Origin of the sequence: Corynebacterium pilbarense (genome assembly GCF_026930265.1) — a bacterium.
Classification (GTDB): domain Bacteria; phylum Actinomycetota; class Actinomycetes; order Mycobacteriales; family Mycobacteriaceae; genus Corynebacterium; species Corynebacterium pilbarense.
This window is the reverse complement of record NZ_JANRML010000013.1, coordinates 44,542-59,286: the sequence shown is the minus strand read 5'-3', so window position 1 is coordinate 59,286 and position 14,745 is coordinate 44,542. Positions and strand designations below refer to the sequence as shown.

The window sequence follows — 14,745 nt, the reverse complement described above, 5'->3', positions numbered from 1 at the left end:
CTAGCCGTGGCTTACCCCGACCGATTCGCGGACTACTTGTAAACCAAGCCCCCGCACACAAAGAATCGGACACCCTCGGCGGAGGAGCCATATTTCCTCGGCTCGATCGTGTTGGTCAAAGCCCTCAAAGAGAACGTAAGCCCTCAAAAAGGATAATCACACCCAGCAGAAGGAAGACCACACCGCTGACAATATCCACCCAGGCGGAGTTCTTAGCCATCCACTTCGCAACCGCGCGGGTAGCCAGAGCCACACCCACTAAGAGCACGAGGCTTTCCAGAATCAATACGGCACCCACCATGAGATTCGCAGCGATGCCCATGCCGGGATCGATGAAATTGGCAAAGATGGCGCCGAAGAAAATGACCACCTTGGGGTTCGAAAGATCGCAGATAAACCCCATGCGAAAAGCGGTGGCCGCCTTGATGATGCCGTCCGGTGTAAACCCGCGCGGCTGCGGGGCGCGGGTTTCGGTACCCACTACAGTTGCGGGCGCGCGGCGCTCCTTGATGCCATCGGTAATTGCGGTATAGGCCATCCACAGCAGGTAACAGCCACCGACAACCTGCAGTGCCACGAGGATGCCAGGGTGCGCAGTAATCAGTGCGGACAGCCCGGCTAAGGAGGCCACGGTCCAGATGGTAAGGCCGGTGGTACTACCCAGCGCCGCCCACACGGCTGCGCGCGTAGAGTGCGCACCTAAGCGAATGATTTGCATTACGTCTGGACCCGGCGACGCCATCGCCGCGAACCACACGCCCATAAGGGTCACTAGGGCGCTAAAAGCCACCTAACACCTCCCTGCTATTGGATTTGCGCATGACACTATAACGGCGCTCTCACCTGCAGCGAAACAGATAAGTTCTGTGATTTAGAAATCCGCCACCTGCCCGAGCGCTTTGCGGACTCCGCATTGCGGACAACTGGGTGCGCACCAACTGTTGGGCGTTGGAAACCTTTGGTGCGTCGATAGGCAAATGTCCACTGAAATGAGCACTCGAGGGGCTGTGCTTGAGCAGGCTGCCCCGTAGGCTGCGCGGCATGGGGATGAAAACTTGGAAAATTGGGGCCAAGGCGGCGGGAACGCACGTTGGGGGCCGGGTAATAGTTGAGAATCCGGGGCGCGAGCTGAACGCGACTGCGCGGGCGCTCGGGCAGGAAATTGTGGATGCCGTGAACCGCACGGCGAGGCAGTGGCGGACGGTGGACGATAGTCAGCCGGTCACCGGGGAGCGCGCTGAGGAGCTGGTCAGCTACACCGTGATGGCTGGCGTCCCGTTGATGATGCTGCGCGACGCGAGGACTGCGAACAGGGCGGCGCGTGCAGCGGGGATGCTCGCGGAGATATGTAGGGAAGCGATGGCTCTTGAGCCGAGGTTCGCTGCTATCTACTCGCTTGCTGTCACGGCACGTGAGCAGGCTGAACAGGGAATCATGGAATTCATGCCGGTGCTGTGCACCAGCATCTCGTGGGCTCTGCCCCAGCCGGTGCGTCTGGGCGCTGTAGCCCATGCAATGCGGGTCGAAATCAGTGAAGTGACGCTTCCGAAACTTGGAGGCCCGAAGCGCGCAGGTCTTGCGGGCATGCGCATGGATTTCGAGTGCGAAGAAGTTCGCGGCGTCGAGATCGTGCCCGAGCCCAGCACCATCTACTTTCCGCTGCCGCTGTTCGGACCCAACAAGGCGGAGCCGGACGTGGTGCTGGAGATGTGGGTCGGCAGCGTGCAAGTGACGGTGGATCTGTCCACGAAGCGTTCCGGGTTCGGCGCGCTGCGGGAGATCGTGTACGCGGTGGAGAAGGTTGTGCAGGCGCACCGGCTAGAGCGGGCGCGCGTGCGGCCGGCGTAGGGGTGGCTGAATAAGCAATATCGCCTTGTTATTCGATTTGAAACTAGCGAAGATGGACGCATCGCAGTGGTTATTGAAATGGTCGATTACCACTGACGGAGGTGAACAGTGGCTACTCAACCCTTGGCAGAAGCGTTCCCAGTAGGAGATTTCCTCGCGGAGGAACTGGAAGAACGTGGTTGGAGCGAAGCAGATTTCGCCGCGATCATGGGACGGCCGACGCGCTTCGTTGAAGAGCTCATCTCGGGCGAGCGGGAGCTTACGCGGGAATCCGCCGAGCTGGTCGGGGCAGCGCTTGGTACCTCGGCAGACCTGTGGCTCAATCTCCAGGACACGCACCGGGCGTGGGAGCACTTTAGCCGTCGATAAGTTTGGTGTGCCCTGGGGCTGAGTCGCTACTGCCAGGGCAGCTCGATGCCGAGGCGCGGCGCCAGCGCCACCACGCCGATGCCCACGACCGCCAGCGCGGCCAGCACACCCAGCACGACAGCTGCGGTGTTGGTTTCGGTGGTGGTGTACTGCGCCAGGGTCGGGCGCTGCGCGTTGACCTGCGCCAGCTCTGCTTCGGCTTCGGCGACGTAGTCTTCGGCCTCGTCGAGGGTCATCTGCTCGGCGGCGGAAAGCTCGTACGCGTCCTCGACATTCTGCTCCGCCTTGGCGAGGCGCTCCCGGGCGGACTCCACCGCCGCCGCCAGCGCGTCCTGGTCCGCGGCCTGCGCCCACGCGAGCTCGGCCTCAGCCGCGGTCAGCGCAGCCTCCGCCTCCCCGACTGCAGCCTCCGCGTTTCGCACGGCGGCGTTCGCAGCGTCGCGCTGCGCCTTCGCTGCTTTGGCGTCGCGTTCGGCCTGTTGGAGGGAGGCGGATGCGTCGCTAAAAAGCGGCTGCCACTTTGCGGTCGCTTTGTCGAATCCTTGCTGGTCGGTGGTGGTAGAACTCCCTGACGACTGCGCCTCAGCGACGGGGACTTGAACAGTGCCGACGGCGAGCGCGCAGGCGAGCGTGGCGGTTGCGATGCGGGAACGGGACATGGTGGTGCGATCCTTCGGGACACAGGCCAAACGGTGACGAGTTAAAAATCTAGATCACCAAAACCTGGCAAACAATTGGACGTCCGGTGGTGGTGCCGCAGATCCTCCCGATCAGACGGTAGACCGCACAGATGGTGAATGAGGGATGGCGAATCCGCGAAAATTTTCGGACTTTCACCATTAGCCTTTCACCATCTGCGCGAATGGCGGCGCTGCTGGTGTGAACTGCGAGGTGGTCAACCGGAGGCCCGTCGATAGGCGAATGCAAAACACCGCTCCCTACAGCAACACGCGTAACCTAAACCAGCATGACTAACGCCGAGCTGCCGGAGCAGCACAGCGACGAGCACCTTGAGCTCTCGCGCCAAGAGTTCGTCCGGGAGAACCTCTCGGATGCCGACATCGAGCAGATCAAGGAGCAGCGCGAGGGTGACAAACCGGACGGCTCGTTCATGCGTTGGGTGATCACGCTGTTCGGCACCGGCGTGGGCGCGGGCATCCTGTTTCTGCCCATCAACGCAGGCAGCTTCGGGTTCTGGCCGTTGGTGATTGCCACGCTGCTGATCGGCCCGATGGTGTTTTTCTCCCACCGCACCTACGCGCGCATCGTCTCCGCCTCGCCGGTGAAGGGGCTGGACGTGCTGCAGGTGATCACGGCGCTGACCGGCCGCAAGCGGGGCTTCGCCTCGGCGCTGGTGTACTGGCTGGGCATCTACCCCACGGTGCTGATCTACGCCATCTCCATCACCAACACGCTGGACAGTTTCATTGTGAACCAGCTCGGCGGCCCGGAGGTGAGCCGGTGGGTGCTGGCCACGGCCTCGGCTGGTCTGATGACGGGCGCGTACGCCTTTGGCAAGAAACTCACCTTGTGGCTGGCCAACGCGCTGGTGTATCCGCTGATCATCGCCCTGGCGGCGGTGTCGTTCTACCTGATCCCGAGCTGGGACTTCGCCAGCTTCCGCGACTACGAATCCTCCTATTCGGTGTGGCAGGGCCTGTTGCTGATCCTTCCGGTGCTGGTGTTTTCCTTCAGCCACATGGCGGCGCTGAGCCAGTTCGCGCTGGATGTGCAGAAAAAGACGGACGGTGACGTCGCCGCCACGGAGCGCGAGGTGTCCAAGGTGGAGATGATCACCGCCGCGATGCTGGTCACCTTCACCATGTTCTTCGTGTGGTCGTGCGCGCTGTCCCTGGGCGCCGACGGCATGGACGCCGCGCGCGAGGCGAACGTGCCGGTGCTGTCGTACCTGGCTAATCAGACCAACGCGCCGTTTATGGCGTGGGTCAGCCCGGTCATCGCCATCGCGGCGATCATCACCTCCTACTTCGGCCACTTGCTCGGCACGGAGGAGGGCACTGCGTACCTGGTGCGCAGTGTGGCACCGAACTTTGCGGCTCGCTTCTCGACGTCCACGCTTCGATGGGCGGTCAACGTCTTCGTCTTTGTCACCGCGATGATCGTCGCCGTGTTGAACCCGTCGATTCTGGACATGATCTCCGTGGTCGGCGGCGTGTTCGTGGCGTTCTTGGTCTACATCATGCCGGTGCTGCTGTTTCACAAGGCCACGGCGTTCAAGCACTACGCTCGCCGCCCGGACACCATCTTCGTGCTGGTGGTGGGCCTGGTGATCATGGGCGTGGCGGTGCGCAACATCGTTGCGGGGTAAGGGTTTTCGCGCCCAAAAAGATATAGAAAGATATCGGAACAATTTGCTGAACAGGTGAAATGGCGAACTCCGGCCCGCATTCGCCCCGCTATATCTTTCCTATATCTTTCGGAGACGAAAAATGGGTCCTAAAATAATTCCCTGGGGAAACGTGGGTAAGGGCGACGCGTGGGCGTCGACAGGCATAAGTTTCACCTGAATTTCACCTCAGCGAAACCTGAGGGCGCTACGTTTCCAACTGCCTACCAACCCTGCGAAACGAAGGACTGCCATGCGCAAGCACATCGCCGCGATTACTGCCCTCGCCCTGCTCACCCCAGTTCCCGTCGCCAACGCGGAGGATCTCGCCTCCCGCTTCACCCTCGGCGTCATGCCGGACACCCAGTTCTACGCTCGTTACGGCACCGAGGCCGCCGGCGACATCTTCGGCGACCGCTACGGCACCAACCCATTTGATGTGCAGACCGAGTTCCTGGCTGAAAACCACAAGAAGCTGGGCACGCAGTTTGTCACCCACCTGGGCGACGTGGTGGACCAGCCGGAAGACCGCGCCAGCTGGGACATCGCGGACCGCGCGATGAAAACGCTCGAGGACGCCGGGGTGAACTACTCCGTGCTGCCGGGCAACCACGACCTGACCATGTTCGACGGGAAATCCGCCTTCACCGAGTACTTCCCGGAGGAGCGCGCGAAGAAGAACTCCACCTACATGGGCCGCACCGCCTCCACGGAGATCCACGCGGGCGGCGACGGCTACGCCTTCCCGGGCCAGAGCGTCGACTCGGAGTACCACATCTTCGAAGCCGAGGGGCAGAAGTACCTGGTGCTCGCGCTCGGTTTCCGCGCCAACGACGAAACGCTGGAGTGGGCGCAGCAGGTCATCGATAAGCACCCGGAGCTGCCCGTGATCCTCACCGCGCACGAGATCTCCGGCATCAACGGCGACGGGTCCACCTACTTCACCAAGGAGTACGGCGAGCACCTCTGGGACAAGCTGATCCGTAAAAACGACCAGATCTTCCTCACCATCGCCGGCCACCACCACGGTGCGGGCTACCACGTGGAGAAGAACGACGCTGGTCACGACGTGATCAACATCCTGCAGGATTACCAGATGGCCTACCTGGGCGGCAACGGCCTGATGGGCCAGCTGCAGTTCGACCTGACCAACAACCAGCTCGAGATGCTCGCGTACTCGCCGTGGGTGAAGTCCAAGAAGTACGAGCAGCTCAACTCCTTCGACCACCTGATCATGGAAGGCGAGGGCGACTCCTACACCATCGATTTCGACTTCGCGGAGCGCTTCAAGGCGTTCGCCCCTTCGTTTACGGCCGGCGACGCGAACGACCCGGACTACAACGAGGCGCTGAAGCAGACCATCACCGACGGCTACAAGGCCTACGAGGTCACCGAGAAGGACAAGCCGAAGAACGAGCAAGACTACGCCTACGTGGACGGCACCGTGGTGCACTGGCGCCCCGGCCAGACGAAGGTCGAGGGCACATTGCTTAACGACGGCGAAGCCGCCCCCGCCGGCGCCGTCATCCCCGATGTCGCCGGCGGGGACGACATGACCCGCGCACGCCACCGCATCGCGGCAGGCGCCGACGCGGTGTCCTTCTCCGACGACAAGCACCCGCTGTCTTCGGACCGCGGCTCCCTGCGCTGGAAGGACCCGAAGTTCAAGCACTCCACCGCTTGGTTCGAAACCGCCACCGGCGCCGACATCAACTCCGAGGAATTCAAGGACGGCTACACCGTGGAGGCCTTCCTCAAACTCGACGAGGACTGGAACGCCGACAACAACAAGTGGTCCAACGCCCTGGTCCGCGACGCCTCCGGCACCATCACCCACCCGGAAAACGAGGACGGCGACCCGATCCAGATGCTCGGCGTGTCCAGCCTGCGTGAGCTGCGCTGGTACTCCTACGGTGAAAATGGCGAGGGCTTTTCCAACTGGACCCACGAGGTGCCGAAGGGCAAGTGGATGCACATCGCCGTGGTCAACGACCCGGCAGACAAGTCCGTGACCATGTACGTGGACGGCTCCCCGATCCTGCGCGACGGCTACGGCCCGCTGGGCATGGGCGGCAACGGCGACAAGTGGCTTCTGGGCACCTCCGCCTGGGACAACGACAAGGTCGACGGCTGGTTCGGCAACATCGGCGAGATCCGCATGGTGGACCACCCGATCGGCCCGGACCAGTGGCTGACCGCCCGCGGCAAGGCCCCTGCGCCGACGACCGCGCCGACCACTGCGCCGACCACCACGGCCGCTCCCGCTGCTCCGGTGACGACGACCGTTTCGGTGCCGACCACCGTCACCGCCGAGCCGAAGCCGGCGGAGGACCAGGACGGCTCCTCCAACGGCTCCTCCAACGTGGGCAGCAGCATCGGCGCCTTCGCCGGTGGTGTGCTGGTGGGCGTGCTTGGCCTGCTCGCGGCAGTGCTCGCCGGCGCGGGCGGCGCGCTCCAGTGGGTGCTGGATCAGCTGCGCCCGTTCCTGCCTCAGATGTAGGTTCGCGGAAACGCGCAGGTCTATCTGCCGTAGAATAAGGCTATGACCAGTGTCTTCTACGCCACGTTCTACGGCTCCACACGCCAGTACGCCGAGGCACTGGTCGGCCGTCTCGGCACCGTCGCGCGCGAGCTGCCCGCCACCCTCGACGCCGCCGGCGGCCCCGTCGTCGTCCTCTCTCCAGTCCACGGCCCCTCGCATCCGGGCGTGCGCTTCATCAAATCACTGCCGGCGATTGACCGTCCGTTGGCTTTAGTCACTGTGGGCATGACGCCTGTCGACGCCGCAAGGCACGACGACGCTTCCGGCCCCCTCCTCGGTGACCGCGCCGGGCAAGTGACCCGCTTTTACCTGCCTGGCAGGCTGAACTACTCGGAGCTGACCACCGCCCACCGTTGGATGATGAAAGCGCTGGTGGGCGCGCTGCGGCTCAAGGGCCAGCGCACCGAAAACGAACAGGCGATGGTGGACAGCTACGGCCGGGACACGGACCGTGTGGACCTGACACTCCTCGACCCGGTTGTGGAGTGGGCGCAACGCGCCTAGCTCCCCGGTTATCGCTGCGCGTCGTGTTGCCTTATCATTCGTGTGGCGTATACCACTCATGTGTTAAGGAGTACCTTTGACCACTGCGGGCAAAGAGTTCAATTTGGAACACCTCACCGTCGCCGACAAGCGGCAGGTAGAGGAAAACCGGTCTGGCGCCGTCCCCGATGGCGGGACCCTGTCCTGGGCTATCACCCTGTTTGGCACCGCCGTCGGCGCCGGTATCCTGTTCCTTCCCATCGACGCCGGCAGCTTCGGCTTCGTCCCACTGCTGCTGATCACCCTCTTTATCGGCCCGATGGTGTTTTTCTCCCACCGCACCTACGCCCGCATCGTGGCCGCCTCCCCGGTCAAGGGCCTGGACGTGCTGCAGGTGGTCACCGCCCTTGCCGGCCGCAACCGCGGCCTGATGACGGGCCTGATGTACTGGCTGTCCATCTACCCCATCGTGCTCATCTACGGCGTGAGTATCACCAACACGATGGACAGCTTCGTGGTCAACCAGCTCCACGGCCCCGAAGTGCCGCGCTGGCTCATGGCCCTCCTGTGCGTCGGCGTGCTCACCGGCGCCTACGCCCTGGGCAAGAAGGCCACACTGGCCTTTGCCAACCTGCTGGTCTACCCCCTGATCATCGCGCTGGCCGCAGTGTCGTTCTACCTCATCCCTCAGTGGGACCTGGCCAGCTTCCGCTCCTACGAGTCCGACGTGTCGTTCTGGAAGGCGATGCTGCTGATCCTGCCGGTGTTCGTGTTCTCCTTCAACCACATGCCGGCGATGTCCCAGTTCGCCCTGGACGTGCAGAAGAAGTACCCGAATGACCTGGAGTCCACCAAGAAGGCCGTGGCGAAGACCGAGCTCATCACCACCGCGCTGCTGGTGGTGTTCACCATGTTCTTCGTGTGGTCCTGCACCCTGGCACTCGGCGCCGACGGCATGGACGCCGCCCGCGAGCAGAACATCCCCGTGCTGTCCTACCTGGCAAACGAGACCGACACGCCGTTTTTGGCCGTCCTCTCCCCGATCGTCGCGCTGTGCGCGATCGCCTCGTCCTACTTCGGCCACGTCATGGGCGCCGAGGAAGGCACCACCTACCTGGTGCGCGCCGTCGCGCCGGGTGCTGCAGAGCGACTGGACCCGAAGAAGCTGCGCTGGGGCATCTACGTGTTCATCTTCGTCACCACGGTGATCGCGGGCATTGTTAACCCGTCGATCCTGGACCTTATCTCCGTGGTCGGCGGAGTGTTCATCACATTCTTGGTGTACATCGTGCCGATGCTGTTGTTCCGCTACGCCAAGGACTACCAGCGCTACGCCAACAAGCCCGAAACCTGGTTCGTGTTCGTGCTGGGCACCGTGATCATGTGCGTGGCCATCTGGCAGATGTTCGCGGGCTAGAACCTAGAGGTGCACGACCTCAACGTCGTCCTTCTCCGCGAGGTACTCCGCCGCCACGGAGCGGTGGCAGGTGTCGGGGTCGGGGTCTGAGCAGAGGAGAGCGGAGCCGTCGATAAGCTTGGGCATCTCTCGCTCGGCGAACTCGGCGCGCAACTGCTTCGCAAACTCGTCGAACGGCAGGCCCTCCTTGCGGTAGGCGCGCATGAGGTCCTCGCTGGGCGCCAGCGCGAGCTCGTGGGAGTAGCCGATGCCCGCGATGGTGTCGAGGAACCACGGCAGGTCCGACTGCTTGGTAAATCCGGCGAGCTGGTTCGTGTTGTGCCGCCGGATATCCACGACCTGGGTTACGCCGTTGTCCCGCAGGATGTCGAAGAACTCCTCCGCGGTCTTCTTGCTGTAGCCGATGGTGTAGAGCCGCATGTTTGCGACTGTAGCGGTTGCGGCCGCCTTGCGGCGTTGCTTTCGCCCGGCTCGCAACAGTTAATATGCGAAACCGCGCATAAGTCTGTGGCCTGCAGGTTTAAAGCTGGACGTTTGTCCGGGATGTCAGATCTTACGAAACCGGTGCCCAAAAGATCTGCTAGTTCGGCGCCGAAGCCTATCGACGCCCAAGGGGTGGGCGCGGGGAGGGCCGGAGGTGCGTCGATAGGCAAGGGCCCTTAACTACACTGTCTAACCATGACTGAGGCGACCCCGCACCGCTATACGGCCGAACTGGCCAACACCATCGAGCAGAAGTGGCAAGCGCACTGGCGCGAGCACGGCACGTTTAACGCGCCCAACCCGGTCGGCGACCTTGCCACCGGCGAGGAGCTGCCGAAGGACAAGCTCAACGTCCAGGACATGTTCCCGTACCCGTCGGGCGCTGGCCTGCACGTGGGCCACCCGCTTGGCTACATCGCCACGGACGTCTACGCCCGCTACAACCGCATGCTGGGCAAGAATGTGCTGCACACTCTGGGCTACGACGCGTTCGGGCTGCCGGCGGAGCAGTACGCGATTCAGACGGGCACGCACCCGCGCACGACTACTGAGGCGAACATCAAGAACATGACCCGCCAGCTGGACCAGCTGGGCCTGGGGCATGACCGTCGCCGCGCCGTCGCCACGACGGATCCGGAGTTTTACAAGTGGACGCAGTGGATCTTCCTGCAGATTTACAACGCGTGGTTCGACGAGGAGCAGCAGAAGGCCCGCCCGATCGAGGACCTGGTGCGCGATCTCATGTCCGGCGCGCGCACCACGAAGGACGGCCGCAACTTCCGCGACCTGACCACGGAGGAGAAGCACAAGGCTATCGACGAGTTCCGCCTCGTCTACCTCTCCGACTCCATGGTCAACTGGTGTCCGGGGCTCGGCACCGTGCTGGCCAACGAGGAGGTCACCGCCGAGGGCCGCTCCGAGCGCGGCAACTACCCGGTCTTCCGCAAGCGTCTGCGCCAGTGGATGATGCGCATCACCGATTACTCGGACCGCCTGCTCGACGACCTTGACCTGCTGGATTGGCCGGAGAAGGTCAAGAGCATGCAGCGCAACTGGATCGGCCGTTCCCGCGGCGCGGACGTCGTCTTTGAGTCCCCCGCCGGCGACATCACCGTCTTCACCACCCGCCCGGACACCCTGTTCGGCGCGTCCTACGTGGTGCTTGCGCCGGAGCATGAGCTTGTCGACGAGCTGGTCACCGCCTCCTACCCCGCCGACGTAGACAGCCGCTGGACCGGCGGGGCAGATACCCCGCGCGAAGCGGTGGATAACTACCTGCGCTCCATCGCCGCGAAGTCCGACGTGGAACGCCAGGAGAACAAGGAAAAGACCGGCGTGTTCCTCGGCTCCTACGCTGTGAACCCGGTCAGCGGCGAAGAGGTGCCGATCTTCATCGCGGACTACGTGCTCACCGGCTACGGCACCGGCGCGATTATGGCGGTGCCGGCCCACGACGAGCGCGACTACGAGTTCGCCTCCGTCTTCGGCCTGCCGATTACCCCGGTGCTCGACGGCGACGTCTCCGAGGAGGCGTTCACCGGCGACGCCGCCCACATCAACTCCGCCAATGAAGACGGCCTGGATTTGAATGGTCTGGGCAAGGGCGAGGCGATTGAGAAGGCGGTCCTTTGGCTCGTCGATAGGCAAAAGGGCTCCGAGAAGATCCAGTACAAGCTGCGCGACTGGCTGTTCGCCCGCCAGCGCTACTGGGGCGAGCCGTTCCCGATCGTCTACGACGAAAACGGCCAGGCGCACGGGCTGCCCGAGGACATGCTGCCGGTCGAATTGCCGCAGGTAGAGGACTACAACCCGGTCGCCTTCGACCCGGAGGACGCCGACTCCGAGCCCGCCCCGCCGCTGGCGAAGGCCACCGACTGGGTCGAGGTGGAGCTGGACCTGGGCCACGGGACGCAGAAGTACTGGCGCGACACGAACGTCATGCCGCAGTGGGCAGGTTCCTCCTGGTACCAGCTGCGCTACATCGACCCGACCAATGCCGACGCCTTTGTGGACATTGAGAACGAGCGCTACTGGACCGGCCCGCACCCCGACGAGCACGGCGCGAACGACCCGGGCGGCGTGGACCTCTACGTCGGCGGCGTCGAGCACGCCGTGCTGCACCTGCTGTACGCGCGGTTCTGGCACAAGGTGCTGTTTGACCTCGGCTTTGTCACCTCCCAGGAGCCCTACCGCCGCCTGTACAACCAGGGCTACATCCAGGCGTACGCCTACACGGACTCCCGCGGCGTGTACGTCCCGGCCGCGGAGGTGGAGGAAAAGGACGGCAAGTTCTTCTACAACGGCGCCGAAGTCAACCGCGAGTACGGCAAGATGGGCAAGTCGCTGAAGAACGCCGTCGCGCCGGATGATGTGGTGCGTGACTTCGGCGCCGACACCCTGCGCGTCTACGAGATGTCCATGGGGCCGCTCGACACCTCCCGCCCGTGGGCGACGAAGGACGTCGTCGGCGCGCACCGCTTCCTGCAGCGCCTGTGGCGTTTGGTGGTCTCTGAGGCGTCCGGCGAGGTCTCCGTGGTGGACGCTTCGCTGACGGAAGACGACCTCAAGGCGCTGCACCGCACCATCGTCGGCGTGCGCGACGACTACGAGCACCTGCGCGATAACACCGTCGCCGCCAAGCTCATCGAGTACGTCAACTACCTGACCAAGACCTACCCGAACGGCGCACCGCGCGATGCCGTTGAGCCGCTGGTGCAAATGGTCTCCCCGCTCGCCCCGCACATCGCCGAGGAACTCTGGTCGGTGCTGGGCCACTCGGAGACCATCACCTTCGAGCCCTTCCCGGAGTTCGACGAGCAGTGGCTGGTTGACGACACCGTCGAGGTCCCCGTCCAAATCAACGGCAAGGTCAAGGCGCGCATCGACGTCGCCGCCGACGCCACCAAGGACGACCTCGAAGCCGCCGCACTTGCCGACGAGCGCGTGGCCGACCTGGTCGCCGGCAAGAACGTGGTCAAGGTGATCGCCATCCCGGGCCGCATGGTCAACCTGGTGGTGAAGTAGGGGTCTCGGGCCCCGTCGCCGGCGGGGTTGGGCCCCTCCCCTGCAAAATTGTTCACCCGCCGGGGCCTCCCCGGTGAACAAATCCCCCTTGAGCGGTAGATTTGTTCACTTTCCCCAGGTCGCTGAACTTCCGCTGCGGAATTGTTCACGGCGGGGTGAACAATTTCGCATTGAGAGCCGTGCCGACGGCCCGCCCGCCACCGAGGTCTGTGACTGGTGTGACTGATAAAATCCCAAGTGAACGCGACCAACGATCACGAAGGATGAGTGCATGTCCACCCCATACAATGGCGGCGGGTACGAGCCGTACCCGGAGCACCCGGAAGGCAGCCACCCCGAAAACGGGCCCGGCTACTCCGCCTACAACTCCCCCAGCTCCCCCAGCTCCGCCAACTCCTACGACGCCTTCGAGGTGAACACCGCGGCGTCGATGGCCGGCGCCTCGGCGCTGCGTTTCCACGGCCAGCAGCTCACGGACAACGTCCCCGGCGACGGCACCTCGCCGCACCCGATCAACGACCCGGCGTCGAATGGCTGGTTCCACGTGAAGGGCACCGGCAAGCTCGAGGTCATCGAGGCGCTGACCTGGGGCGTGAAGGCCGTGTTCTCCAACGCGAAGCTGTGGATCCCGCTGGGCGTGGTGTACACGGTGCTAGTGTTGCTGGGCCAGTTTTTGCCGGGCGCGGGCTCGCTGATCAGCCCGATCGGCATGTTGGCGTTTACCCCGTGGATGTATGGCGTGGCCTTGCAGCAGACGCTGGTGAAGCAGCTGACTTACAGCGACGCGAAGGCGCCGGCGTACGGCAAGACGCTGGGTGTGACGGCGCTGATCGGCGTCGTGGCCGGGATTGTTTCCATGATTCTCCTCATGGTGCTCGCGTTCGGCGCGCTGGCTTCCATCGATCCGGCAACGCTGCCGGATAACCCGGAAAATGTCTCCGCGGAGGAGATGTGGAACCTGGCGCGTCCGATTCTGGGCGCGCTGGCTGTCACGGGCCTGATTGGCCTTTTGGTCACGCCGTTTTTCATGTTCCAGATGTGGTACGCGGCGGATAATAACGGCTCGTTCGGTAACGCTTTTTCCGGCGGGTTCAAGGCTGGAGCGTCGAACTACCTGAAGATTTTGGGCTTCGTGGTGCTGGCCTTCTTGGTGAACATCGTTGGTGCGGCGCTGTTGTTCATCGGCCTTATTGTCACCGCGCCGGCAACGACGCTGGCTGCGGCGCACGCGTACCGCCAGATCTCCGGCGGTCCGGTGCCGAAAGAAGCTACAGCTTAACGACGGCGCGTCCGCTCCACCCACCATCGAGCAGCGAACGCCCAACTTCCGCTACGCCATCCAAACCGACTTCTTCGGTGCGGATGGCGTTGGTGTCTACGGACTCGTCGAGAAGCGCCCAGGCTTCGTCGCGGATGTCGTTTGGAGCGTCGACGGAGTTGATGCCCACCAGCTGCACCCCGCGCAGGATGAACGGCAGGACGCTGGCGGGCAGGTCGTTGCCGGCGGCCATGCCGCAGGCGGTGGCCACCCCGCCCCAGCGAAGCTGCGTCAGCGCGTTGGCCAGCACGGTCGAGCCGACGGTGTCCACCACACCCGCCAGGCGCGCCTTCTGCAGCGGCTTGCCCGGCTCGGAGAATTCGGCGCGGTCGAGCACCTCGGCGGCACCGAGTTCCTTCAGCCAGGCGCTATGCTTATCGACGCGCCCGGTCAACGCCCACACCTCATATCCGCGCGCGGCGAGAAGCTGCACGGCAATGGAGCCGACGCCGCCGGTGGCACCGGTGACGAGCACGGGGCCGTCGATAGGCGCAAGTGCGGCCCGCTCCAGACCTGCGACCGAAAGGGCGGCGGTGTAACCGGCGGTGCCGATCGCGGCGGCATCCTCCGCGGTGAAGCGGGAGGGCACGCGGGTGATGTCTTTAGCGTCGATACGCATCTGCGGGGTGTAGCCGCCGTGGCGGCGCTCGCCGATGCCGCGGCCGTTGACGGTGACAAGCGTGCCGTCCTCGAGGGTGCCCACCGCGTCGATGCCCGGCACCGTCGGCAGCTCGCGCAGGATGCCGCGGTTGCCGGATAGCGCCATCGCGTCCTTGTAGTTCACCGAGGAGTGGCTCACGTTGATCAGGGTGTCGCCCTCGCCCGCGAATGCCGCCTGCGTTTCTACGATCTCCGGTCCATTCTCAGTGACAATCAAGCTGCGGTTCATGGTCGCCAGCATAGGCGCACAGTAC

The 14,745-nt window shown here is 64.0% G+C and carries 12 protein-coding genes; 8 read left to right on the top strand and 4 right to left on the bottom strand.

The window, feature by feature from the left end:
• Window positions 1-124: 124 nt before the first annotated feature.
• Window positions 125-742: a LysE family translocator gene (locus NUW87_RS09515; protein WP_269028256.1), complete on the bottom strand. Its 618-nt coding sequence runs from the start codon at window positions 740-742 to the stop codon at window positions 125-127.
• Between the two features lie 431 nt (window positions 743-1,173).
• Here NUW87_RS09515 and NUW87_RS09510 point away from each other — a divergent pair, with 431 nt between their 5' ends.
• Together NUW87_RS09510 and NUW87_RS09505 are read left to right on the top strand one after the other, a co-directional pair.
• Window positions 1,174-1,848 carry a hypothetical protein gene (locus NUW87_RS09510; protein ID WP_269028250.1) on the top strand — a complete coding sequence of 225 codons (675 nt, stop codon included), beginning with the start codon at window positions 1,174-1,176 and terminating at the stop codon, window positions 1,846-1,848.
• 108 nt (window positions 1,849-1,956) lie between these two features.
• Entirely contained in the window at window positions 1,957-2,217 is a 261-nt protein-coding gene (locus NUW87_RS09505; protein ID WP_269028248.1) for a helix-turn-helix transcriptional regulator, read from the top strand.
• A 26-nt stretch (window positions 2,218-2,243) separates the two neighbouring features.
• On the opposite strand, the gene NUW87_RS09500 is transcribed toward NUW87_RS09505, so the two are convergent.
• On the bottom strand, window positions 2,244-2,876 hold the full coding sequence (locus tag NUW87_RS09500) for a hypothetical protein (RefSeq protein WP_269028246.1): 633 nt from the start codon (window positions 2,874-2,876) through the stop codon (window positions 2,244-2,246).
• 308 nt (window positions 2,877-3,184) lie between these two features.
• Here NUW87_RS09500 and NUW87_RS09495 point away from each other — a divergent pair, with 308 nt between their 5' ends.
• The 4 genes from NUW87_RS09495 to NUW87_RS09480 all read left to right on the top strand — a co-directional run bounded on the left by NUW87_RS09495 (window position 3,185) and on the right by NUW87_RS09480 (window position 9,006).
• A complete protein-coding gene (locus NUW87_RS09495; RefSeq protein WP_269028244.1) occupies window positions 3,185-4,546 on the top strand; it encodes an amino acid permease in 1,362 nt (453 codons plus the stop codon).
• 271 nt (window positions 4,547-4,817) lie between these two features.
• A complete protein-coding gene (locus NUW87_RS09490) occupies window positions 4,818-7,064 on the top strand; it encodes a LamG-like jellyroll fold domain-containing protein (RefSeq protein WP_269028243.1) in 2,247 nt (748 codons plus the stop codon).
• A gap of 42 nt (window positions 7,065-7,106) precedes the next feature.
• Window positions 7,107-7,610: a flavodoxin domain-containing protein gene (locus NUW87_RS09485; protein WP_269028241.1), complete on the top strand. Its 504-nt coding sequence runs from the start codon at window positions 7,107-7,109 to the stop codon at window positions 7,608-7,610.
• Between the two features lie 76 nt (window positions 7,611-7,686).
• Window positions 7,687-9,006, top strand: a complete 1,320-nt coding sequence (locus tag NUW87_RS09480; protein WP_269028240.1) for an amino acid permease — start codon at window positions 7,687-7,689, stop codon at window positions 9,004-9,006.
• Window positions 9,007-9,009: 3 nt separating this feature from the next.
• Here NUW87_RS09480 and NUW87_RS09475 read toward each other — a convergent pair whose 3' ends face one another.
• Window positions 9,010-9,426 (bottom strand): DUF488 domain-containing protein, encoded by a 417-nt coding sequence (locus NUW87_RS09475; RefSeq protein ID WP_269028239.1) that lies wholly within the window; start codon window positions 9,424-9,426, stop codon window positions 9,010-9,012.
• Window positions 9,427-9,684: 258 nt separating this feature from the next.
• On the opposite strand from NUW87_RS09475, the gene leuS reads away from it, so the two are divergent.
• A complete protein-coding gene (leuS, locus tag NUW87_RS09470; RefSeq protein WP_269028238.1) occupies window positions 9,685-12,513 on the top strand; it encodes a leucine--tRNA ligase in 2,829 nt (942 codons plus the stop codon).
• A 271-nt stretch (window positions 12,514-12,784) separates the two neighbouring features.
• Entirely contained in the window at window positions 12,785-13,792 is a 1,008-nt protein-coding gene (locus NUW87_RS09465; RefSeq protein ID WP_269028237.1) for a hypothetical protein, read from the top strand.
• On the opposite strand, the gene NUW87_RS09460 is transcribed toward NUW87_RS09465, so the two are convergent.
• Window positions 13,782-14,720: an acrylyl-CoA reductase family protein gene (locus NUW87_RS09460; RefSeq protein ID WP_269028235.1), complete on the bottom strand. Its 939-nt coding sequence runs from the start codon at window positions 14,718-14,720 to the stop codon at window positions 13,782-13,784. The two genes, NUW87_RS09465 and NUW87_RS09460, sit on opposite strands and share 11 nt — an antisense overlap.
• Window positions 14,721-14,745 lie beyond the last annotated feature (25 nt).